Origin of the sequence: Actinoplanes sp. NPDC023714 (assembly GCF_040639855.1) — a bacterium.
Taxonomy (GTDB): domain Bacteria; phylum Actinomycetota; class Actinomycetes; order Mycobacteriales; family Micromonosporaceae; genus Actinoplanes.
Map to the genome: position 1 here is coordinate 228067 of NZ_JBFAAR010000009.1, position 22612 is coordinate 250678.

General features: G+C 71.9%; 21 protein-coding genes. 6 read left to right on the forward strand and 15 right to left on the reverse strand.

The genetic code is table 11. The features are described from left to right. Positions 1 to 13: 13 nt before the first annotated feature. The 5 genes from AB0G10_RS32890 to AB0G10_RS32910 are packed head-to-tail and all read right to left on the reverse strand — an operon-like array spanning position 14 to position 4745. A complete protein-coding gene (locus AB0G10_RS32890; RefSeq protein ID WP_360930597.1) occupies positions 14 to 835 on the reverse strand; it encodes a carbohydrate ABC transporter permease in 822 nt (273 codons plus the stop codon). Next, positions 822 to 1700, reverse strand: a complete 879-nt coding sequence (locus AB0G10_RS32895) for a sugar ABC transporter permease (RefSeq protein ID WP_360930600.1) — start codon at positions 1698 to 1700, stop codon at positions 822 to 824. The genes AB0G10_RS32890 and AB0G10_RS32895 overlap by 14 nt, the downstream gene beginning before the upstream one ends. Next, positions 1700 to 3088 (reverse strand): N-acetylglucosamine/diacetylchitobiose ABC transporter substrate-binding protein, encoded by a 1389-nt coding sequence (gene ngcE / locus AB0G10_RS32900; RefSeq protein ID WP_360930602.1) that lies wholly within the window; start codon positions 3086 to 3088, stop codon positions 1700 to 1702. The genes AB0G10_RS32895 and ngcE overlap by 1 nt, the downstream gene beginning before the upstream one ends. 17 nt (positions 3089 to 3105) lie before the next feature. After that, entirely contained in the window at positions 3106 to 3843 is a 738-nt protein-coding gene (locus tag AB0G10_RS32905; protein ID WP_360930605.1) for an SIS domain-containing protein, read from the reverse strand. Further along, positions 3840 to 4745: a MurR/RpiR family transcriptional regulator gene (locus tag AB0G10_RS32910; RefSeq protein WP_360930608.1), complete on the reverse strand. Its 906-nt coding sequence runs from the start codon at positions 4743 to 4745 to the stop codon at positions 3840 to 3842. The genes AB0G10_RS32905 and AB0G10_RS32910 overlap by 4 nt, the downstream gene beginning before the upstream one ends. Before the next feature lie 97 nt (positions 4746 to 4842). Here AB0G10_RS32910 and AB0G10_RS32915 point away from each other — a divergent pair, with 97 nt between their 5' ends. Further along, a complete protein-coding gene (locus tag AB0G10_RS32915; RefSeq protein ID WP_360930611.1) occupies positions 4843 to 5760 on the forward strand; it encodes a BadF/BadG/BcrA/BcrD ATPase family protein in 918 nt (305 codons plus the stop codon). 40 nt (positions 5761 to 5800) lie between these two features. After that, positions 5801 to 6679: an alpha/beta fold hydrolase gene (locus AB0G10_RS32920; RefSeq protein ID WP_360930614.1), complete on the forward strand. Its 879-nt coding sequence runs from the start codon at positions 5801 to 5803 to the stop codon at positions 6677 to 6679. Positions 6680 to 6702: 23 nt separating this feature from the next. Here AB0G10_RS32920 and AB0G10_RS32925 read toward each other — a convergent pair whose 3' ends face one another. From AB0G10_RS32925 to AB0G10_RS32955, 7 genes are all read right to left on the reverse strand, one after another. Beyond that, positions 6703 to 7521 (reverse strand): hypothetical protein, encoded by an 819-nt coding sequence (locus tag AB0G10_RS32925; RefSeq protein ID WP_360930617.1) that lies wholly within the window; start codon positions 7519 to 7521, stop codon positions 6703 to 6705. Between the two features lie 10 nt (positions 7522 to 7531). Beyond that, on the reverse strand, positions 7532 to 11449 hold the full coding sequence (gene fxsT / locus AB0G10_RS32930) for an FxSxx-COOH system tetratricopeptide repeat protein (RefSeq protein ID WP_360930620.1): 3918 nt from the start codon (positions 11447 to 11449) through the stop codon (positions 7532 to 7534). Next, a complete protein-coding gene (locus AB0G10_RS32935) occupies positions 11446 to 12507 on the reverse strand; it encodes a hypothetical protein (protein ID WP_360930623.1) in 1062 nt (353 codons plus the stop codon). Before AB0G10_RS32935 ends, fxsT begins: the two co-directional genes overlap by 4 nt. Positions 12508 to 12665: 158 nt before the next feature. Next, positions 12666 to 13487, reverse strand: coding sequence for an AAC(3) family N-acetyltransferase (locus AB0G10_RS32940; protein ID WP_360930626.1), 822 nt, complete (start codon positions 13485 to 13487; stop codon positions 12666 to 12668). Continuing rightward, on the reverse strand, positions 13475 to 15958 hold the full coding sequence (locus AB0G10_RS32945) for an FxsB family cyclophane-forming radical SAM/SPASM peptide maturase (protein ID WP_360930629.1): 2484 nt from the start codon (positions 15956 to 15958) through the stop codon (positions 13475 to 13477). The genes AB0G10_RS32940 and AB0G10_RS32945 overlap by 13 nt, the downstream gene beginning before the upstream one ends. After that, on the reverse strand, positions 15958 to 16131 hold the full coding sequence (gene fxsA, locus AB0G10_RS32950) for an FxSxx-COOH cyclophane-containing RiPP peptide (RefSeq protein ID WP_360930631.1): 174 nt from the start codon (positions 16129 to 16131) through the stop codon (positions 15958 to 15960). Before fxsA ends, AB0G10_RS32945 begins: the two co-directional genes overlap by 1 nt. A gap of 55 nt (positions 16132 to 16186) precedes the next feature. Beyond that, the gene (locus AB0G10_RS32955) at positions 16187 to 17185 is read right to left on the reverse strand and encodes an EamA family transporter (RefSeq protein ID WP_360930634.1); all 999 of its coding nucleotides are present in this window, start codon (positions 17183 to 17185) and stop codon (positions 16187 to 16189) included. A gap of 73 nt (positions 17186 to 17258) precedes the next feature. Between AB0G10_RS32955 and AB0G10_RS32960 the strand changes: the two genes are divergently transcribed. The 3 genes from AB0G10_RS32960 to AB0G10_RS32970 all read left to right on the forward strand — a co-directional run bounded on the left by AB0G10_RS32960 (position 17259) and on the right by AB0G10_RS32970 (position 20186). Continuing rightward, the gene (locus AB0G10_RS32960) at positions 17259 to 18218 is read left to right on the forward strand and encodes a LysR family transcriptional regulator (protein ID WP_360930637.1); all 960 of its coding nucleotides are present in this window, start codon (positions 17259 to 17261) and stop codon (positions 18216 to 18218) included. After that, the gene (locus AB0G10_RS32965; protein ID WP_360930640.1) at positions 18160 to 18726 is read left to right on the forward strand and encodes an HD domain-containing protein; all 567 of its coding nucleotides are present in this window, start codon (positions 18160 to 18162) and stop codon (positions 18724 to 18726) included. Before AB0G10_RS32960 ends, AB0G10_RS32965 begins: the two co-directional genes overlap by 59 nt. A 110-nt stretch (positions 18727 to 18836) precedes the next feature. After that, positions 18837 to 20186 (forward strand): FAD-dependent oxidoreductase, encoded by a 1350-nt coding sequence (locus AB0G10_RS32970; protein WP_360930642.1) that lies wholly within the window; start codon positions 18837 to 18839, stop codon positions 20184 to 20186. A 58-nt stretch (positions 20187 to 20244) separates the two neighbouring features. Here the strand turns inward: AB0G10_RS32970 and AB0G10_RS32975 are convergent, their stop codons facing one another. The 3 genes from AB0G10_RS32975 to AB0G10_RS32985 are packed head-to-tail and all read right to left on the reverse strand — an operon-like array spanning position 20245 to position 21788. Further along, on the reverse strand, positions 20245 to 20679 hold the full coding sequence (locus tag AB0G10_RS32975) for a hotdog domain-containing protein (protein ID WP_360930645.1): 435 nt from the start codon (positions 20677 to 20679) through the stop codon (positions 20245 to 20247). Further along, positions 20676 to 21311: a TetR/AcrR family transcriptional regulator gene (locus AB0G10_RS32980; protein WP_360930648.1), complete on the reverse strand. Its 636-nt coding sequence runs from the start codon at positions 21309 to 21311 to the stop codon at positions 20676 to 20678. Before AB0G10_RS32980 ends, AB0G10_RS32975 begins: the two co-directional genes overlap by 4 nt. Positions 21312 to 21320: 9 nt before the next feature. Continuing rightward, entirely contained in the window at positions 21321 to 21788 is a 468-nt protein-coding gene (locus tag AB0G10_RS32985) for a hypothetical protein (RefSeq protein ID WP_360930651.1), read from the reverse strand. A gap of 52 nt (positions 21789 to 21840) precedes the next feature. Between AB0G10_RS32985 and AB0G10_RS32990 the strand changes: the two genes are divergently transcribed. Further along, entirely contained in the window at positions 21841 to 22605 is a 765-nt protein-coding gene (locus AB0G10_RS32990) for a hypothetical protein (protein ID WP_360930654.1), read from the forward strand. Positions 22606 to 22612: the final 7 nt, after the last annotated feature.

Consider the following 22612-nt stretch of genomic DNA (forward strand, 5'->3'; position numbering starts at 1 on the left):
TTGAGAGGGGGGATCAACGGACCGCGCCGGCGGTCATCCCGGCGCGGATGTGCCTCTGGAACGCGACGTAGGCGACGAGCACCGGCAGCATCGCGATGGTCATGCCGGCGAACAGGCCGCTCCAGTCGCTGCGGTAGCCCTGGCTGACCGACAGGGCGGCCAGACCCTGCGCCAGGACGTACCGGTCCGGGTCGGGATTGAGAACCAGGGGGAGCAGATACTGGTTCCAGAGCCCGAGGAAATTGAAGATGCCGACCGCGACCAATCCGGGCCGGGCGAGCGGGAGCATGACGCGGAGGAAGACGGCGCCGTGCGAGCACCCGTCGAGGAATGCGGCCTCGGCCACCTCGGCGGGCAGGGTACGGAAGAACGCGTGCAGGAAGAAGACGGTGAACGGGACGGCGTACGCGGTGTAGACCAGGATCAGCCCGGGATAGGTGCCGAGCAGTCCCAGTTGCTGCACCACGAAGAAGAGCGGCACCAGGGCCAGGAAGACCGGGAAGAACATCGCCGCGACGAACGTGTAGTAGACGATCCGGTTGCCGCGGAACCGATAGCGCGCGAGCGCATAGGCGACGAGCGATCCGAGCAGCATGGTGAGGATCAGGGCGCCGCCGACGACGACGAGGCTGTTCAGGAAATAGCGCCCGATGCTCGCGGCATTCCACGCCCTCGACCAGTTGTCGAATCTCCAATCCGCAGGCAGGGACCAGGGCGAGGACAGGATCTCGTCGTCGGTCTTCAGGGAACTCAGCACCGCCCAGATCAGCGGCAGCGCGGTGACCACCGCCCATCCGAACATGGCGAGTTGCGGGAAGAAATCAAGCCTCTTCATGCGAGCGCCCCCAGCGCAGCGCCAGAATCGAGAAGGTCAGCGCCGCGAAGAACAGCGCCACCCCCATCGCCGTGGCGTAACCGAATTTCCCGTACGTGAAAGCGGTCCGGTAAAGCGTCAGCCCGACCACCTCGGTGGCGCCGTCCGGGCCGCCCGGCCCGACCGACATGACCTGGACCAGCACGAATCCGTCGAGCGCGATGATGCCGAGATAGACGAACGCGACCTGCACGTTCTCCCTCAGCAGCGGCAGCGTGATGCCACGGAATGCGGCCCATCCGCCGGCGCCGTCGAGTCTCGCGGCCTCGAACAACTCCTGCGGGATCCCGTCGATGGCGGCGCGGAACAGCACCACGTAGAAACCGACCGACGACCAGATCACCACCGCCATGACGGCCGGCAGCGCGAGCGACGGTTCGGCGAGCCAGCTCCGCGCGAGCGAGCCGAGGCCGATCGCCCGCAATCCCGCATTGAGCAGACCGGTGTTCGGGTTGTAGACGAAACTCCACAGCACCGCGATGATCACCAGCGACAGCATCTGCGGAAAGAAGAACACTATCTGGTACGCCGTTCCGCCGCGCCTCGCCGAAAGCATGCTGGACAGGAACAGGGCGAGCGCGATCGTGGCCGCCGGAACGACGAGCAGCATGACGGCGTTGTTGCGGACCGCGTCGAGGAATAGCGCGTCGCCGCCGAGACGGACGAAATTGTCCGCCCCGACGTACCGCGCCTCGCCGGCCACCCCGGTCCAATCGGTCAGTGACAGGTAGAACGCCTGGGCGTACGGCGACAGCACGAACACGACGTGCAGCACCAGCGCCGGGATCAGCGCGCCGGCGAGGAACCGCCACCGGCCGTGCCGCATCAGCGGGTGTACTTGACGACGGTCGAGTCCTTGGCGAGCGAGTCGGACGCCTTCTGGATCCGCGTCGACCAGTCGGCCACGCTGATCCGCCGATTCACCAGTTCGCCGGTGGCGTCGTCGACGGCTTTCGCGAGCGGCACGTACCACGTACGGAATCGGTAGTTGAAAGCGTCACCACCGGCGGCCTGGACGGCATCGCGCACCGAGCCCGATCCGCTGGAGAGCGTGAGCCCGTCGGTGGCGCCGGCGACGGCCGGAAGGGTGCTGTTGGCCTGGGCGAAATCGCGGGCCGACCGCAGCGAGAACAGGATCCGCAGGTATTCCTTTCCGCCCGGGACATTGGCGGCCTTCGACGGGACCAGGAACGATTCGCTGCTGGCCGCCTGAACGGCCGTGACCGGCAGCGCCCCGGCGGCCGGCACCACCCCCATCACCATGTCGAAACCGGCCGGCGTGACCGATTTCTGCTCGGCCTCCAGCCACGAGCCGCACGGGATGAACGCGGCCTTGCGCTGGCACCAGGCCGCCTGCGCCTCGGTGTGCGACAGCGCCTCCGAGCCGGACATCAGATAGCCCTTGCCGGCGAGCTCGGCGAACGCGGTGGCGGCCTCGACGAGTCCCGGCTGCTTCCAGGCGTCCGGCGCGAGGTTGTCGACGGCCTTCACGAGATCCAGCCCGCCGATCTTGGCGGCCATGGTGAGCAGGGGATCGTTGATGTACTCGGGGTACTTGCCCTGGTAGGTCCAGGGCGCGATGCCGGATTTCCGGATCTCGTCGCAGAGGGTGAGCATGGCCGGCCACGAGTCCGGATAGGTCCAGCCGCGCTCGGCGAAGAGCGCCTTCGAGTACCAGATTCCCCACACCGTGTACGTGAAGTTGAGCGCCACGGTGCTGCCGCCGAACGTCCCGTCCTCCACGACACCGGGCAGCAGGGTCTCCCGCACGGTCTTGCCGGGCTGATCGAAAGCGGGCGCGGCGAGCAGTTCCGCCAGATCGCTGACCTGCCCGGCCGACACCAGCGTGGCGATGTCGAGCCGGCCCGCGCCGGTGTTGTCGACGACGTCCGGCGGGTCGCCGGCCACGAACCGGGGCTGCATGGCCTCGCCGACCTTCTGCAAGCCCTTGTGGTCGATCTTCGCGGATGGATATTTTTCCTGATAAGTCGCCTCGGCCTTGATCGCGTACTCGTCGCCGTACCCGCCCTTGAAGACGACCACCTCGAGCGGGGCGTCGGCCTCGACCCCCAGCGGGTTCTCGGCGCTCTTGGCGCCGCCCTCCGCGGCGGGGGAGGGGTCGTCGGAGGAGGACGAGGTCACGCAGCCGGCCAATGCGGGCGCCGCGAGCGCCGCCGCCGCGAGTAGGGTTCTTCGCGAGGTAGAAGGGTTCATCGCTGGGCTCTCCATCTCTATGCGGTGCGCCGGATGCGCCCGGCGTACCGCGCCTCGAGTTCCGCGTTGTGTTCCTTGCCGCCGGGCACGTTGTCCGACAGGTAGACCGGCGGGGTGATCCCCACCGCGAGCAGGCGCTCGACCACGGCGGTGACGATCTGCCAGGCCAGCAGCGCCGCGGTGATCGACGAGACGGCCCCGACCGCGCCGCCGCCCGGCAGCGGCAGGGTGGCGTCGCCGTAGGGCGCGCCGTTGTCGAGGGTCACGTCGGCGATGTCGCCGAGCTTGCGGCCGCTCGGATGCCGCGAGTCCACGCCGGACGAGTGCGCCGCCGACGTGATCGCGATGAGCGGGTGGCCGCGTTCCTTGACGAGCAGCGCCATCTCGACGACGGCGCCGTTGATGCCGGAGTTGGAGGCGATGACGAACGCGTCGTCGGGCTTGACCGGCGCCAGCTCGTAGAGCCGGTGGGCGATCGCGGTGTCCCGCTCGACGAACGGGTCGGCGAGGGCTTCGAGCGGCTCGCCGCCGTAGAGGACGATGTCGCGCAGCGCGATCCGGTTCGTCGGGACCAGGCCGCCGGCCCGCCCGGCGATCTCCATGGCGAGCGCCTCGGAGTGCCCGCAGCCGAAGGCCTGGATCACGCCGCCGTCGGCGATCGTCCCGGCCAGGAGGCCGGCCGCCCTCGCCTTCTCGGCGGCCTGCCCCTGACCGACCTTGCCCATCAAAAGCGATATCTCCGATAGATAGTTCATGATCCCCTTCGTTTGCGGCTCGGCATTTTTTCCGGCAGCCGGTGCGCGTCCACGGCCCGGACCGTCAGCTCCAGCGCGTCGGCGGTCCGCTCGTAGGTGCGCTGCGCGACCGCCACGTAGATCAGGTCGAGGACGAGCAGCTGGGAGTGCAGGGCGGAGAGCGCGGCCAGCCGGAACGTCGTCTCCAGCACGCTGGTCGTGAAGACCACGTCGGCCACCTCGGCGAGCGGCGACCGGTTGAAGCTGGTCACCGCCACGGTGAGCGCGCCGTGGTCGGCGGCCTCGGCCAGCGTCTCGATCACCTCGCGGGTGCGGCCGGAGTGCGACAGCCCGATCGCCACGTCGCCGGGGAGCAGCAGCGCCGCGTTGGTGAGTGCGGTGTGGCTGTCCTGCCGGTGCCAGACCGGCACCCGGATGCGCTCCAGGCGGAACGCCATCTCGCGGGCGGCCGTGCCGCTGCTGCCGAGGCCGAAGAGCTCGACGCGCTGGGCGCCGGCGATGGTGGCGGCGACCCGTTCCACGGCGGCGATGTCGATGGCGGCGGCGGTGCTCTGGATGGCCCGGGTGTCGGCCGCCGCCACCACGCCCAGCACCTGGTCGAGCGGATCGCCGGGGGCGATGTCGCCGCTGATGTCGGTCTCCCAGCGGGCCTGTTCGGCGCGCCCGGTCTCGGTGGCCACCGCGACCCGCAGGCTCGCATATCCTTTGAAGCCGAGCGTGCGGCTGAACCGGGTGACCGTCGCCGTCGACGTCCCGGAGCGCTCGGCGAGATCCACGATGCTGGCGTGGGCCGCGGTCTCCGGGTCGGCCAGGATCGTCTCGGCGATCCGGCTCAGCGCCTCCGGCATCTGCGGACCCTCGATGCGCAGCCGCCCCAGCAGCCCGCCGCTCTCACCTGTCACTGTGTGGACCTCATTTTCATAAGTTGCTGTTGCTGATGAAAATTACGACCGTCCGCTCAACTAGTCAACAATGAATTTCTGTGTTTCGATCTCCACCATGGACCTGGTAGTCGGTGTCGACGCCGGTGGCACCGCCTCGCACGCGGTCGTCGCCACGGCGGCCGGCGTGGTGGCGGGCCGCGGCCGGGCCGGTCCGGGCAATCCGCTGTCGGCCGGTCCGGCGGCGGTGGAGGCGCTCGCCGCGGCGCTGCGGCAGGCCCTGTCCACCGTGGATCCGGCGGCGGTCGTGGGTGGCGTGCTGGGCCTGGCCGGGTCGTCGGCCTGCGCCGATCCGGCGTTCACCGCGGCGCTCGAGACGGAATGGCGGCGAGCGGGCCTGCGCTGCCGGTGGCGGGTGGTGGGCGACGCGGTCACCGCCTTCGCGGCGGGCACCAGCGCGTCCGGCGGCGCCGTTCTCATCGCGGGGACGGGCGCGGTCGCGGCCGAGATCCAAGAGCATCAGATCGTACGGGTGACCGACGGGCTGGGCTGGCTTCTGGGCGACGAGGGGTCGGGCCACTGGCTCGGCGTCCAGGCCCTGCGCGCGGCCGTCCGGGCGTGGCCCTCACCGTTCGCCACGGCGGTCGCCGCGGAGGCCGGCGCCGGTGACCGGGACCGGCTGATCGGCTGGGCGCAGGAGCTGCACCACGCCCGGATCGCGGCGCTGGCCGAGGTGGTCTGCGCGCGGGCCCGCGCCGGCGACCCGCAGGCCACCGCGATCACGGCCGGCGCGGTCGCCCGCCTGACCGCCACCCTGGACGGGCTGGGGCCGGTCGGCGGCCCGGTCGTGCTGGCCGGCAGCCTGCTCACCCGGGACACCCCGATCCGCGAAGGGCTCCTGGCCGCACTCCGGGCCCGGGGAACGTCCGCGCTGCCCGGCCGCGACCCGGCCGCGGCCGCCGCCTGGCTGGCGACGCCCGGCCGGTCCCCGGACGTGCACGCCGTACTCACGGGGTTTCATTCGCGCGCCGCATGAGGTGACGGCGATTACCATCGATGGAGCGCGCATCTTTCGGATGGGGTCAGCCTTGGTGACACGGTTCGAGGTCGGCGTCGGTTCCCGGGTCCTCGCGGTGCAGGTGTCCGGCGCGCCCGACGGAACCCCGGTCTTCCTGCTGCACGGCACCCCCGGTTCGGGCTCCGGCCCGCGGCCCCGCAGCAGCGTGCTCTACCGCCAGGGAATCCGGCTGATCAGCTACGACCGTCCCGGCTACGGCGGCTCCACCCGGATGCCGAACCGGCGGGTCGTCGACGCGGCCGCCGACGTCCGGGCCATCGCCGACCGGCTGGAGGTCGAGCGGTTCGCCGTGGTCGGCCGCTCCGGCGGCGGCCCGCACGCGCTGGCCTGCGCCGCCGTGCTGCCGCACCGGGTCGAGCGGGCCGCCGTGCTGGTCGGCCTCGCGCCGGGCGACGCGATCGGCCTGAACTGGTACGAGGGGATGGCCGCCGAGAACGCCAGCAAGCACGTCGAGGCCGACGTCGGCGCCATCGAGATGATGCACGAGCTGCGGGCACTGGCCGAGCAGACCGCCGCCGACCCGAAGAGCCTCATCGAGGAGCTGCGGGCCCAGATGTCCGCGCCGGACCTGATGTTCATGCAGAGCGTGCTCTACCGCCGCCTGCTGGTGAAGAGCTACGCCGACGCGCTGCGCGACGGGCCGTACGGGTGGCTCGACGACATCCTGGCGTTCCGCCGGCAGTGGGGCTTCGCGCTGGACACCATCGTGCCGCCGGTCCGGCTCTGGCACGGCGCGCACGACACGTTCTCGCCGGCCAGTCACAGCCGCTGGCTGGCGCAGCGGATCCCGCGCTCCGAGGTGCACGTGCAGCACGACGCCGCGCACTTCGGCGCCATGGAGGTGCTGCCGCGCATCCTCAGCTGGCTGGCGGCCTGACGATCAGCGAGCCGGCCTCAGGATCATCGAGCCGGCCCGGCCTCGGTGGCGAACGCCTCCAGCTCGCCGCAGAGCTGCAGCAGATGGTCGACGCTGTGCAGGTGGACGATGGCGGCGTTGCGCAGCCGGGTGGCCCGGTTCGGGTTGGGCGCACCCCGGGCCAGCTCCTGGTGCCCGGCCGCCATGATCTGCCGCTGGTGCCGCAGCGCCGACTCCAGCTCGTTCCAGATCCGCTCGAAGCGGGCCGACTCGGCGGTCGGCTCGCCGTTGCGGACCCGCTCGCTGAGCAGCGCGCGCAGGTGGTTGCCGTCGATCCGCAGCGGCGTCACCACCCGCTCGTAGAAGAGCCACTGCTGGCTGTCCATGTGCGCCTGCAGCAGGTGCGCCGCCTCGGCCGCCCGCTCCGGGTCGGCGAACCGGCCGTTCACCACCCGGGCCGCCTCCACGAAGGCGTTCGTCGAGGCGCTCACCTCCTGGACCAGGTCCTGCACGTAGTCGCTGGTGGTCCGGACCGAGGCGGTCAGCTGCTCCAGCGCGGCGCCGTACCGGGCCTCCAGCCGGACCCGCTCCAGCTCCTTCACCTGGTACTCGGCCAGCCGGGCGATGATCACCAGGGCGAGCGGCAGCGCGAACAGCCCGCAGATCAGCTCGGCCAGGATGTTCGTGACGAACTGCAGGCTGCCCCACCGGTTCTGCACGTCCGCCGTGATCGCCAGGATCACCGCGACGGCGCCGAGACCCCACACCCAGTACGTGAACCGGCGCAGCACCGGCGGGGCGGTCCGCCACGCCGAGGCGATCAGCGACGGGATGGTGCTCTCCTCGCGCTGCCTGTCCGCCATGGGCCCGTCCCTAGAACTGGTGGGGGTCGATGATCCGGTACAGGTACCGGCGCCGGTCCAGGCCGCTCACGATCGGATGCGTCGCGCCGAGCCGCAGGACCATCCGCTCGCGCAGCGCGGCGAGCCGCTCGTCGGCCGGCTCGAGGCCGATCGCCTCCTCGACGAGCGCGAGGTTGGCCTCGTGCCGGAACGTGTTGGGATGCTCCGGCCCGAACACCCGGCGGACGTCGCCGGCGATCGCCAGCAGGATGTCCCGGGCGGCGGCCGGCCCGGCGGCGCCCTCGGACGGCTCGGCCTCGCAGATCGCCAGGTTCATCTGCGCGGAGAGCGTGTACGGATGGTCCGGCCGCAGCACCTCGACCATCGCCGGCACGGTCGGCCGGATCCACTCGCGGGACTTCGGCAGGTCGCCGAGCCGGCGTTCGGCGATGGCGAGGTCGTTGCGGCACACCAGGGTGTACGGGTGCCGGTCGCCGAGCTTGCGCTTCCAGAAAGCGTGGATCTCCAGCAGCTCGGCCACCGCCAGGGCGCCCTCGCCGGCGCTGTGCAGGGTGAGCGCCCGGCTGAACCGGCAGCTCACCGTCTCCGGGTTGTCGTCGCCGAACAGGTGCAGGAGCCGGTCGTACGCCTCGTGGTGCAGGGCCAGGGCCTCGTCGATCCGGCCGATGCTGCGCAGCGACACCGCGTAGTTCGACTTGGTGGTGAGCGTCGACCGGGAGTCCGGCCCGCGGGTCTCCATCAGGTCGTCGAGGGTCTGCTTGAGCAGCGCGGCGGACCTGTCGAAGTCGCCGGCGTCGCGCCAGTCCCGGGCCAGGCAGGCGGCCGTGCCGAGGGTCCACAGGTTGGTCTCGCCGTTGACCTCCCGGCGCCGCAGCCACGCCTCCTCGTCGTGCTGCCCGGCCAGCCGGAACTGCCCCATCAGCCGGTACGAGACCGCCAGGTTGTTCTGCGCGGCCAGGGTGCGCGGGAAGTTGTCGCCGTACTGGTCCTGCCACGCGCGGTAGGTGACGGCGTCGATGTCCAGCGCCTCCGGGTAGTGGCCCAGCCCGCGCAGGTCGGCCGCGTAGCTGCCGCGGGTCATCAGGGTGTGCGGGTGGTCCGGGCCGAGCAGCCGCTCCTGCTCGGCGAGCACCCGCTCGTCCAGGTCCCGCGAGGCCTGGAACTCGCCCAGGTCGCGCAGCAGGTTGGCCAGGTTGAACCGGAGCTGCAGCAGCTGCCGGCGCAGCAGGTCGGCCTGCTCCGGGTCGGTCGTCCCGGCGAGCTGCCGCTCCCAGACCCGGGCGACCCGCTCGGCCCGGACCCGGCCGGTGACCGGGTCGGCCTGGACGTAGTAGTACCGGATCCGGTCGATCAGCAGCTGGCGGACCGCCTCGTCGGTGCTGTGCACGGCCTCCGAGGCGTCCAGGTGCGGCCAGAGCATCCGGAACCGGGGCCAGTGCTCCGGGTCCTCCACCTCGCCCTCGGGGCGCGCCTTCGCGAGCACCTGGTGCACCTGACGCCGGGCCTCGTCGCGCTCCTCGTCGGTCATCCGGTCCCGGACGGCGTCCTGCACCACCTGGTGGATCAGGATCTGGCCGCTGCGGTCGCTGCTCCCCGCCGAGCCGGGCCGCTGGTCGAGCCGCAGCAGCGCCAGCCGGTTGATCTGCTGGACCAGCGCGCCGCGCAGCATCCGCTCGGAGACGGCCGGGTTGTGCGGCTTGAGGAACTCCGCCATCTGGTCGCTGTAGACCAGGTCGAGCGAGATCTCCGGCGCCAGCACGCTGCAGAGCTGGAACAGCCGGTACGCGGCCCGGTCCCGTTCCCGCAGCCGGTTCAGCGACAGGTCCCAGGTCCGGGCGATGGGCCGGCCCGCGGTGTCGACGAGCGCGGCGGCCGGGCCCTCCGCCTGGATCAGCTCCAGGTACTGCTCGACCGGGGTGTTCGACTCGTCGAGCAGGGCGGCGGCCGCCGCGATCGCGATCGGCAGGTCGTCGAGCTGCTCGGCGACCAGGCCGGCGTCGTGCTCCTCGATGCCGCGGACCCGCTGCATGAGATGGTCGACGCTCTCGGCCCGGGTGAAGACGTCGACCTGCACCGGTTGGGTCTGGTCGCCCCAGCTCATGTTCCGCGAGGTGATCAGGACGTGCGCCGGGCCGTGCGGCAGGTAGTCGAGGATCGCCTCCGGCTCCTCGGCGTTGTCCAGGATCAGCAGGTAGCGCCGCTTGTCCCGGCTCAGCTCCTGGACCACGGCGCGGGCGAACTCCCGGCCGGACTGCTCGGACTTGAGGTGCAGCCGGCTGCCGAGCTCGCGCAGCGCGTTCTGCAGGTTCTCCTCGCTGTCCGCCTTGAGCCAGGCGACCACGTCGTACGCGGCCCGGTAGCGGTGCGCGTACTCGAGCGCCATCTGCGTCTTGCCGACGCCGCCCATGCCCTGCAGGGTGACCGCCTGGGTGCCGAAGAGCACCACCGCGGCGCCGGACCGCAGCCGGCCGCGCAGGTCGCGCAGCCCGTTCTCGCGGCCGGTGAAGCGGGCGTTGCGGGCCGGCAGGTTCACCACCAGGTCCGGCTCCTCGCCCGGGTAGCGCGGCGCGCCGGCCAGCACCACGTCCAGGTCGCCGGCGGGCCGGCCGATCAGGTTCAGGATCTCCTCGGCCGCCGCGCCGGCGTCGAGGCCGGCGATGAACGCCGAGTTCGCGGTCGGGATGCTGCGCCACGGGGTGATGTCGGCCGTGTAGACGGCCCGCAGCCCCGGGTCCGGGGTGAGCGGGCCGGCCGCGCCGGTGAACCAGTCGGTGCCCTCGGCCCGCGAGATGATCTTCAAGTGCTGGGCGTTCAGCGCCGGGTCCCTCCCGCCGTCGCCGTCCGGGGCGTGCTCGACCCGCAGCCCGCCGGCCAGCAGGACGTGCTCGACCCACTCCCGCCACACCTGGTCGAGGCCGGAGCCGGACAGCAGCACCGTGTCGGCCTCGGAGAACGGCTTGCGCTCGAACCGGGTGACGATCTGCTGGCGCAGGCTCGGGTTCATCGCCGGCATCGCCGTGACCCGCCCCTCGGTGATGTGCGCGGCCAGCGCCTCGTACGCGCTGAGCAGCGTCCCCCGGGCGCCGGGCGCGTCGCCGAAGGTCGCCAGCGTCTCCTCGTACCCGTAATAGGCCTGGTAGGGGACCTCGACGCCGTGCCAGTACGCGCGTCGCCGGTGCTCGTCGAGGCCCCGGGGCAGGTCGGCGAACTCGCGCATCGCGACGGTCCGGCCGGTCTCGGCCTTGCGCTTCTCGGCCGGGTCCACCCGCATCGGCACCGGCAGCACCCGGATCTCGCGCGGGCTGTGCAGCTGCCGGGCCATCCGGGCCGCGCCCTCGATGCCCTGGTCGCTGAAGGTGAAGCAGTCCACCAGCACGTCCGGGAGGTGACCGGTGCAGATCCCGGCGATGTCGCTGTGCCCGGTCCGGCTGTCGATCAGCGTGTAGTCGTACCGGTCCTTCATGTCGGCGCGCATCGCGTCGAAGAACCGGCCGCCGCCGCGGTCCTCGTAGAACTCGTCCCACCGGATCTGGCTGAGCCCGCCGTCGTAGGCCGGGTTCTGCCGGCCCGCGGAGAGGAAGTCCAGGGTGCCGCCGTCCGGGAAGTGGTCCCAGTCCAGCGAGAACGAGTGCTGCTGGACGCTGGCGTAGCCGGCCAGCCGGGCCGGGTCCCAGTCCGCCTCGGACGAGTCCCACTCGTACCTGTTGATCATGTCGACCACGCCGCCGGTGCTGGCCAGGAACCGCGGGTCCATGAACGGCGCGAAGTAGCGGTGCAGGCCGGGCGACTCCAGGTCCCAGTCGACGGCGAGGACCCGGTGGCCGTTCGCCGCCAGGATCCAGGCGACGTTGGCGAGCGCCATGGTGCGCCCGGTGCCGCCCTTGTACGAGTAGAAGGTGACCACCTGTCCGTCGCGCCCCCTGCTCATGGCAGGCCCTCCCATGGTCGGATCGAACGCCTGCTGCGGAGGAAGTTCCGGCGGGCCTTCGTGACCGCCTCGTCGACGGCCCGCTGCAGTTCCGGCGCGTCCCGGGCGATCTGCACGCCGTTGCGGGTCATCGCCCTCGCCCGGGCGGCCAGCTCGTGCGACCGGTCGGCGCGGTCGCCGCCCTCCGGCCGGATCACCATGACCACCGTCATCCAGGGCGGCATGTCCCGCAGCATCCGCTCGGCGGCCAGCAGCGCGGGCGGGTCGTCGAGCACCGCCGAGTCGAGCAGCAGCACCCCCGCGGAGTCGTGGAAGCCGTTCCCCGCCCCGAGCACGATCTCGGGCAGCAGCGACAGCCGCTGGGCGGCGTGCCGGGCCCGGTCGGTCACCCCGCCGGCGCCGGCGCCGAACGGCGACCAGTCGGCGCCGGAGCCGCGCGGCCGGACCACGGTGATCAGGAACCGGGCGTGCGGCGCCGCGCCGCCCGCCGGAAGCTCCGGCCGGCCCTGCGACCAGGGCTCCGGCCGGCCGTGCAGCCACGGCGGCACCTGATCGGGGTATTCGGCGGCGGTCACCAGGCGATCCGCCAGCTCCTCGATGATCTGCCGCAGCTCCGCCGTGTACGCGCTGAGCCGGCAGATCGAGACCATCCCGTACTCGGCGTACTCCTGCACGGCGGCGCCCAGCGAGGTGGCCTGGGCCAGCCCGTTGACCCGGCGGGCCGGCAGGTGCGGCTCCCAGAGCACCGGGTGCACGAAGGGCGGCTCGGTCGGGTCGCCGGCGCGGTGCAGCCGGTCGCCGAAGTCGGGCGGCGGCTCATGCAGGAACTCGCGGCTGTAGAGCGGGACGAGCACCCGCACCCGGGGGACGCCGGTCTCCATCGCGCGCCGGCAGTCGCCCGCGGTGGCGAAGTAGAGGGAGCCGCGGCGCAGCCCGTGCGGCGGGTCGGCCCGGCGCTGCACCTCCAGGTCGAGCCGGTGGTAGAAACCCTCGACCCACTGGTTCGGCACCGACGTGCGCGCATGGATCAGCGCGAAGTACAGGTCGGGCGCCGGCACCGGTCGGGATCCGATCAACAGGCCCGGTGAGCGGGCATGGTTCCCTCAGCGCGCACGTCCGCTCCGATCCCCGAATCCGGTCACGACCTTGCGTGCAGCGTAATGCTCCCGTTCCACTGTGTCACCGACGAAGGTCAATATCATTATTTGTACGAAGATTAGCGATTCAAGCTGAACCATTCCGTGGCGAGATCCACGGCCGGGACCATCGGGAACAGGTGCGATCGCGCCCCGCCCACCCGTCCGGTGGACGCCCAGGGCTGTTCCAAAAGATCGTTTCCGGCGGTTCCGAAATCGCTGTCGTCGAGCCGCAAAGCCTCGAATGTCACCCGTCTGCGCTGACCGTTCTCGGTCACGAAGCAGCAATACTCCATGATCTCTCCGGGCCGCGGGAGCCGGTATTCGGCGAGGTGCAGCGCCGTGCACTTGTCCATGCCGACGCCGAGCAGCAGGACCGCGGCGCCGGCCCGGTAGAGGGCGCCCAGCGGCGACCGCTCGCCCAGATGAGAGCGCAGGTCGTGCTCGCCCACGATCGCGGCGGCGGCCGGCCCGAGCGCGGCGAAGGAGGTCTGCGGATGACGGCTGCGCAGCGCGCCCGGCCGCGTGCGGACGTGCTCGGCGAAGCCGCCGACGCCGTAGGAGGGGGTGGCGCCCGGGTCGAAGCCCGGCATCGCGGCGACGTACCGGGCCCGCTCGCCGTCGGTCATGCCGGCCGTGGCGGCGCGGAAGACCGGGCTGGTCAGCGAGTTGTCCGGGGTCTGCGCGGGCACCACGATCGTCGCGGCCGGTCCGGTCACCTCGCGCAGCGCCGCGAGCAGGGCGGCCGGGCCGCCGTCGATCCAGCCGATGTTCCGCATCGAGCAGTGCACGAGCAGCGCGCCGCCCGATTCCTTGCCCACCCCCAGAGCGATCAGATCGGCGACCAGGGCGGCGCGAGAGACCGCAGCACCGCGCGCTGCGGCATCGGTCAGGACTCCCATGACGCCACCGTCGCGGCCATCCGGTCGACGAACGCGGTGCCCAGCGGCGTGAGCGCCCCGGTCGCGCGCAGCGCCGCGACGGCGTCGACGGTCCACCGGTGGTACATCGCGTAGAGCTCGGCCGCCCGCGGGTCACGGCCGGCCCGCAGCCGCCACACGTCGGCCACCGCGGCGTGCGCGTAGACGCCCTGCAGGGCGGCCTCGACCGGCCGTGGCTCGGGCTTCCAGCCGACCATGATTTTGGTGTCCGCGTCCGGGTCGTGCAGGTCGTAGAGGTCGAGCAGGGCGCCCAGCTTGGCGTGCTGGAACTCGTGCACCAGCAGGACCGTGAGCTCGTCCGGCCTGGCCGGGGCGGCGGCCAGGGACCCGAACGCGTCCATCGCCGTGGAGGCCCGCTGCCGACCGGCCGGATCCTGTTCCAACGGCGTGATCACTTTCAGTCCGGTGCGCAGCGCCGGGGCGTACGCCGGCAGCTCCGTGCCGATCAGCCGCCAGGCGGCCGTGAGCGTGTCCCGCCACCGCGCCGCGGCCGGCTCGTCCAGCCGGCCGGCCGGGGTCCAGCCGTGGCAGTCGCGGGCCGGGTCGGCGTCCTCGATCCGGACGCTCCAGCCGTCCCACGTCACGTGCCGGGCCGGCTGCCAGTGCGCCGACGCCACGTGCCGGGCCGGCTGCCGGTGCGCCGACACCCCTGGCCGGGTCGGCTGCCGGTGCGCCGACGCTTCGGGCCGGGACAGGTCGGCGGTGAGCACCACGTGGTCCGGGCCGGTGAGCCGCAGCTTGCCGTGCTCGGCGGCGATCCGGGCGGCGGCCGTGACCGGCTCGGGCCAGTACAGCGTGCCCACCGTGGGCAGGGTGACCACCCCGCGGTCGATGCGTACCTCGGTCTCCACCGGCACGCCGGCGTGCACGGCCGCCGCGGCGGCGAGCCCGCCCAGGTACGCCAGCCCGGCCGGGTCGCCGGTGCGCAGCATGCCGACCGCCCAGGCCCGCACGTACGGGTGGGCGAGGACGTGCCGCACCGCGCCGGCGTGGCCGGTCTCCAGTTCGGTGAGCGCGCGCCATCCGGCGTTCGCGCCGTGCTGCTCCACGGCCGCGGCCACCAGCGCGCGGGTGATCGACCGTTGCTGCCCGGTCAGCCAGGTGATCGTGGCCTCGTCGCCGAAGCCCGAGGCGATCCGCGCGATCACGCCGGCCGGTTCCGGCGCGCCCGTCCCGCGAGCCCGGCCCGCCTCGAGCGAAGAGCCCGCCTCACGCAAAGAGCTCGCCTCGCGCAAGGAGCTCGCCTCGAACGAAGAGCCCGCCCCGCGCGAAGAACGCGAAGAACTCTGCTCGTGCATCCGGCTCTCCTCGTTCGTCCGGTCGATCAGGACGCGCAGGTCGGCGCAGTAGACCGACGGGTTGCCGAATCCGTGGCCGGTGCGGAAGCGGTGCGCGTAGAGCCCGCCGGCGCACTGCCGGACCACCGGGCAGGACCGGCAGATCGGGCTGAGGGCGGCGATGCCGTCCTGCCGGTCCGCGATCGGGCGCAGCCGGGAGACCTCGTCGACCGTGTGGGTGAGCACGCTCAGCCCGGTGGCCGGCGCCCCGTCGTACGCGGTCTTCACCGAGTCGGCCTGCTCGTACTGGCCGCCGGTCTCGATCACGACCAGGTCGGCGGCGGTGGCGCCGAGCTGCTCGCTGCCGCTCGGGCCGCCGTGCGCGGTGGAGCGCAGCCCGTCGAAGAGCCGGATCCGCATCGGCCGGTCGTCGGCGAGCCAGCGGCGGTGGATCGCGGACAGCCAGGTCGCGTACGGGGTGGGGTCGCCGTCCGGGCGCAGCGGCGGGTTGTCCCAGGTCGCGTGGGGCAGGAGGAAGTCGACGGCGGGCGGGCGCTCGGCGAGCAGGGCCTGGTAGACCCGGTCGGGCGGATTGCGGACGTCGACGGTGCAGAGCAGTCCGGCGTAGAGCTCGCGGTAGGCGGGGGAGCGCAGCAGCGCCAGCGCGGCCCGGACCTGGTCATAGCTGCCGGCGCCGTTCGCGAACCGCCGGTGCCGGTCGTTGGCGGCCCGGTCGCCGTCGAGCGAGACCCCGACCCGGACGCCGTGCCGCTTGAGCACGTCACCGGTCGCCGCGTCGAACCGTACGCCGTTGGTCTGCATGGTCAGCGAGAGGCGGCTGACCTCCTCGATCGGCGCGCGGATCGCGGCGATCAGCGCGTCGAGGCCGGCCGCGCCGAGCAGCAGGGGCTCGCCGCCGTGCACGATCACCCGGACCCGGGGGAGCCGCCAGCGGGCGGCGTGCTCGGCGATCCTCCGGGCGGCGGCCCGGGCGACGTCCCGGGACATGGCCCGCGGTTTCGAGCGCCAGCTCTGGTCGGCGTGCTCGTAGACGTAGCAGTGGTCGCACTTGAGATCGCACCGGCCGTGGACCTTCAGCACGAACTGGCTCAGCGGACGGGCGTCCGGCTCGGAGTCGCCCGCCGGGCCGGGCATCAGTGTGCTGACTGGAACGCGGCCACATCCAGCCGCTTCAGCAGGGCTTCCTTGTCGACGATCCGTCGCACCACGCGGTCGGCGTGCTCGGCCCGGATCTCCCGCAGGGGGGTCTCGTCGATGACGGCCAGCGGCTCGACCAGGTTGTCCGGGGTCGCGACTTCGGTGTTCACGATATCTCCAGGTCATATCAGGTTCGAGGTCTGGCGACCGGCCGTGTGCAGTCGTTCAACGGGAATGGCGCCGGATTGGTTTCGCCGGTTTCCGGGCGAGGACCACCCACCATCGTCCCACAGCGTTTCCAACCCGGTGCTCGGTTTGCGAATCAGGCGCTGATGATAGTGACGGCCTTCCGTCACGGCCAGATCTCAATTGGAGGATGACGACGGACGAGAGGACGAGCAGGCCACCCGCCAGTTGTGCGGCGGTCGGGGACTCCCGCAGCAGCACCGCGGCGAGCGCCGTCGTGACCACCGGCTCGAAGGTGGAGAGGATCGCCGCGGCCGACGGTCCGGTCCGGCGTAGACCGGCGAAGAACGCCAGGATCGGCAGCACAGTGGAGACCACCACGATGGCCGCGAGCCACAGCCAGCCGACCGGCGCGAAGCCGAGGCCGAGCCCGCCGCCGGCCAGCGCGCGGGTGCCGAGGGCGGCCGTCGCGCCGGTCAGCACCAGCGTGGTGAGCAGCACCGGCGGCATCCGCCGGACCACCCGGTCGGAGCAGAGGATGTAGGCCGTGTAGGTCAGCGCCGACCCGAACGCCAGCGCCACGCCCGCCGGGTCGATCCGGGCGCCGCCCGCCCCGGCCAGCACCAGCAGCACCCCGGCGGAGGCGGCCAGCAGCGCGCCGATCCGGCCGGCCGTGAGCCGATCCCGGCCCAGCGCCACCGCCGCGACGGTCACCAGCAGCGGATACGAGTAGAAGACCAGCGACAGCACGGACGCGTCCATCCGGTGCAGGGCCTCGAAATAGAGCGTCGCCTGCCCCGCGTACCCAAGAGCGCCGAGCCCGAGTGCAACGGCCAGGAACCTTCCCGGGGTCCTGATCTTCGGCGTCGAGAGACGCCGATGCCGCAGAGCGAGAAAACCGCCGAGCACCACCGCCGCCAGACCGAAACGGATCAGCAGCAGCGTGCTCGGGGAGACGCCCGCCTCGAACGCGAGCTTGCCGAAGACCCCGAGCGCGCCGAAGCAGACCGCCGAGATGAGGCAGAGAAGGGGACCCATGCCTTCGAGCGTCGGGCCGCCGATCGTTCACGTCCAGTGACGATTCATGGAGCTGATTGTTTAGGATTCGTGCATGGACCTGCGACGGCTGCGTTTCCTGCGGGAGTTCGAGGTGCGCGGCACGCTGGGCGCCGTCGCGACGGCCCTGGGCTACAGCCCGTCGGCGATCTCCCAGCAACTGGCCATCCTGGAGCGGGAGGTCGGCGCCACGCTCCTGGAGAAGGCCGGGCGCGGCGTGCGGCTCACCGATGCGGGCCGGATCCTGGCGAGCCACGCGGTGGTCCTTCTCGCTGCCGCCGATGCGGCAGCCGCGGATCTCGCGGCCCAGACCGATTCCGTACGGGGGACCGTCCGCGCGAGCGGCCTCCAATCAGCCGCCCGCCGCCTCCTGGTGCCGGCCGTCGCCCGCCTCGCGGCGCCCTATCCGGGCATCCGCGCCGAGGTGCGCGAGATGGAGGTGGAGGACGCGCTGCCGGAGCTGCGCCTCGGCTCGGTCGACCTGCTGATCAGCGACGAGTACGACGGGCATCCCCGGCCCCGCCCGGCCGGCCTGCGCTTCACCCTGCTGCACACCGAGCCGCTGAAGCTGGTGCTGCCGGCCGCCCACCCGCTGGCCGCGGGCGGCGGGCCGGTGCCGATCGCGGCGCTGCGCGACGAGGTGTGGGCCGCCTCCGAGACGGGCAGCGGCCACCACACCATGGTGATCGGCACCTGCCGGTCACTCGGCGGCTTCGACCCGGATCTGCGGCACCGGTGCTACGACGCGGAGGTGCAGCTCGAGCTGATCCGGCGGACCGGCGCCGTGGGCCTGCTGCCGGCGCTCGCCCTGCCCGCCGCCGACCCGGCCGTGGCCTGCCGGGACGTCGCCGAGAAACGCCTGTTCCGGCGGCTGTTCGTGGTCACCCGGGAGGGGCCGGGGGCACCCGCGCTGACCACCTTCCTGTCCGCATTGCGGGACGTGGCAACCTTGCTCGGTGATCCCCAGCGAGAAGCAGATCCAGGCGATGCACCGCGAGGCCGCGCCGACGCGTGAGGCGTTCGAGTCGGTCTGGACGCACTGCCGGATCGTCTGGTCGATCGCGTCGCAGCTTCTTCCCGCGACCGTGGACGGCGATCTGGTCCGGGCCGGCTGCCTGCTCCACGACATCGGGGTCTACCGGCTCGACCCCGGTGACGCCTATGTGAAGCACGGCATCCTCGGCGACGAACTGCTGCGCGAGCTGGGCCTGCCCGAGGTGCTCTGCCGGTTCTGCTCGCACCACACCGGCGTGGGGATCACCGCGGCCGACGTCGAGGCGCAGGGGCTGCCGATGCCGGTGGCCGATTACCTGGCCGAGACGCCGGAGGAGCGAATCGTGATGTATGCGGACAAATTCCACTCGAAATCGTCGCCGCCGTCGTTCGTGACCAGTGACACATTCGTGGCCGCCGTGAGCCGCTTCGGCGCGGACAAGCCCGCGCGTTTCGCCGCTCTCACCAGGGAGTTCGGCGAGCCTAACCTAACCGCGCTGAGCAGTGACTTCGGCCACTCTGTCCGGTAATGCCCCGGTTCGGCCACCCGAGATCGACTTGATCTCAACCTAGGTTCAAGTTTTAGAGTCCTACCGTTTTCCTTTGATCATCGGCGAGAGCGCGAGTGAGGGATTTATCTATGGATCGCCCCCTGCGGGTTGCTGTCATCGGTGCGGGCCCGGCCGGCATCTACGCCGCCGACCACCTGATCAAGGCTTCGGAAACGGTCACCGTCGACATTTTCGACAAGCTGCCCACCCCCTACGGCCTGATCCGGTACGGCGTGGCGCCCGACCACCCGCGGATCAAGGAGATCGTCAACGCCCTCACCCGGATCCTCAACAACGAGCGCATCCGGTTCATCGGCAACGTCGAGTACGGCACCGACGTGAAGCCCGAGGAGCTGTCCCGCTTCTACGACGCCACGGTCATCGCGACCGGCGCCGAGAAGGACCGCGCCCTCGACATCCCCGGCATCGACCTGCAGGGCAGCTTCGGCGCCGCGGACTTCGCCTCCTGGTACAACGGGCACCCCGACGTGCCGCGTGAGTGGCCGCTCGAGGCCAAGGAGGTCGCCGTCATCGGCGCCGGCAACGTCGCCATCGACGTGGCCCGGATCCTCGCGAAGACCGCCGACGAGCTGCTGGTCACCGAGATCCCGGACAACGTCTACCAGGGCCTCAAGGCCAGCCCGGTCACCGACGTGCACCTGTTCTCGCGCCGCGGCCCGGCCCAGGTCAAGTTCACCCCGCAGGAGCTGCGCGAGCTCGACCACTCGCCGAACGTCGAGGTGATCATCCACCCCGAGGGCATCGAGTTCGACGAGGGCAGCCTGCAGGCCATGCGGGACACCCGGCACGTCAAGATGTGCGTCGACATCCTGCAGAACTGGGCCGTGCGCGACCCGCGGGACCGGCCGCGCCGCCTGCACCTGTACTTCCTGCAGGCGCCCGTCGAGGTGCTCGGCGAGGACGGCAAGGTGGTCGGCCTGCGCACCGAGACCCAGGAGCTCACCGGCGACGGCTGGGTCCGCGGCACCGGCGAGTTCACCGACTGGAACGTCCAGGCCGTCTACCGCGCTGTGGGCTACCTCAGCACCGCGCTGCCGGACCTGCCGTTCGACACCCGGACCGGCACCATCCCGCACGAGGCCGGCCGGATCCTCGACCTCGACGGCGAGCACATCCCGGGCATGTACACCACCGGCTGGATCAAGCGCGGCCCGGTCGGCCTGATCGGCCACACCAAGGGCGACGCGAACGAGACGATCCAGAGCCTGCTCGCCGACGTCGACAAGCTGCCCGCCCCGGCCGACCCGACGCACGAGGGCGTGCTCGAGTACCTGCGCGGCCGCGGCATCGACATCACCGACTGGGAGGGCTGGCAGAAGCTGGACGCCCACGAGGTCGGCCTCGGCGAGCCGCACGGCCGCAAGCGGATCAAGGTCGTCCCGCGCGACGAGATGACCGGGATCTGCAACGGCATCTGAGCTCCATGAGAAAGGCCCGGCGCGTCGTGCGCCGGGCCTTTTTCGTTGCGGGCCGCCGTCAGCCGCGCAGGATCGTCGCGGCGATCTCCCGGGCCCCGTCCGTCCACGGCTCGGGGCGCATCGTCGCCGGGTCGAGGCGCACGTTGACCCGCCGGCCCTCGGCGAACACCGTCGAGGAGTCGGTCGAGGTCACGCGGAAGCGGTAGTCCGCGCTCGTCGTGCCGATGGCGTCGAGCCAGAAGTGCACGACGATGTCGCCGGTGCCGCGGACCGGGCGGTGGAAGGTGATCGAGTACTCCCGGACCACGTTGAACGCGTCCGGCGTGGTCGGGCGCCCGCCGGAGAACGAGACGCCGCGCTCGGCCCACCAGAGCGAGATGGCGCGCTCGACGAGGACGGCGTAGCGCGAGTTGTGCAGCACGCCCATGGCGTCGAGGTCGTCGAAGTGGACCGGGATGTGCATCACATCGCCGTACGTCAAGGCAGTGGTCATGAGAACTCCAGGAGGAACGAAGGGTCGGTGGCGATCGAGCGCAGGTGATCCCGCAGGGCCGCGCGGGCCTGCCGGAACGTCGGCGCGGTCCCGAGCGTCGGCGCCTGCATCACGGCACAGACCCCGAGGGATTCGGTGTGGTAGGCGAGCCCTTCCGGGCTCACCGTGTCGCGCACCTCGCCCCGCTCGACCGCGTCGGCGGCCGTGCGGGTCAGGAACGTCATCCAGTCGCGCAGCTCGGCGGCGAGCCGGTCGCGGATCACGCCGGGCCGCGCGTTGAACTCGAAGTGCGCGTTGGCGAAGAAGCATCCGCCGGGCAGCACCCCCGACTCGTAGAACGCCAGCCGGCTGTCGTGCACCGCCCACAGCCGCCGCAGTCCCGGCGGCCGGGCCCGGGCCGGCCCGATCACCAGGTCGGTCCACTGCGCCCGGGCGTGCTCGATCACGGCGAGCTGCAGGGCCTCCTTGGACCGCCAGTGCGCGAACAGCCCGGACTTGCTCACCCCGAGCGCGTCGGCGACCTGGCTGAGCGACAGGCCGTCGAGCCCGTTCACGGTGGCGAGCAGCAGGGCCTGATCGAGCACCGCGGTCCGGGTCCGCTCGCCACGGACCAGTCTGCCGTCCTGAGTCATGGCCCGACCCTACAAAACGACCGACCGTTCGTAAATATAATCCCAGTCACGCGTCAGTGCCGCGAACTGCCGTTTCGTCACGAACGACGGATTCGACGCCTGCGGCTGCCGCAGCACCTCCAGCCCGGCCAGCTCGTCGTGGGCGCGCAGCCGCTCGCGCGGGATCCACTCCTCCGGCGGCGCGATCGTGAGGTCCAGCGGCACCTCCCAGCCGTTCCCCGCGCTCTCCTCGGCCGGCCCGATCAACTTCCCGAGACCCCAGATTCCGTACGGGAAACCCCGTCGCCGGCTACCGCTGCCCCAGAAGAGCACCGGCTGTCCCGCACGCATCAGCTCCAGCCGATAGCTCCGCTGCACACACCACCGCCCGACCCGCGGCTCCCGCGCGAACCGCTCCGCCAGCCCGCCGTGGTCGGCGTTGCCCTTGAGAAGCCACGCACCGAGCTCCTCCAGCCGAACCAGTCCCGTCGTCGTCACCACCCCTGCATACCCCGCAACCGGCTTCGTCCCGCATGGAAGGATGCCGTCCGTGATCGATCCATGGCTGCGCCCGTCGTTCCGCCCCACCGGTCGCGACGCGATCGTCGCCCTGATCGCTTTCGCGGATGAGGACGTGCTCGGGGCCGAACCGGATCTGCGGCTCGGCGCCGCCCTCCCGGAGTCCGCCCCCGTCGCGAACCTGGACCTCCGGGTCCACCATCACGCGGTCAGCCCGGACTGGATCGACGGCTGGCGTACCGGGGCCCTGCGCAACCTCGCCGCCCGGAAGCTGGACGACCTGGGCCGTCTCGACGCCGCGTCCTGCTGCTACTCGATCGCCGTGGCGGCCGAGGACCCGGCCGATCTGACCCACCTCCAGCTGGGCTGGGCGGTGGCGGCGGCGATCGCCGAAGCCGGCGCCTTCGCAATACTCGACGCCCACGCGGCGAACTGGCTTCCCGGCCCGGCCGTGGCGTCGCTGTCACCGCATCGGCCGTTCACCGTCCAGCAGGAGGTGAGCCTGACCGCCGAGACCGAGCCGGTCCCCGGCTTCGGGCATCCGGTACACACCCGCGGCATGGTCAAATTCGGCCGCCCGGACCTGGTGGCCGGCGTACCAGCCGACCGCATCGAGGAGACCGGGCGAATCCTCAACCACCTGGCCCGCATGCTCGCCGAGGGCGACAACCTCACACCCGGACAGCAGTTCCGCATCGACGGCCGGCGAGTCCTCACCGTCGCCCCCTACCGACCCGGCGACACGATCCCCGAGCTGAATCTCAACAACGACGCCCTCCTGCTCGCCGACGCGTAACCGAGCC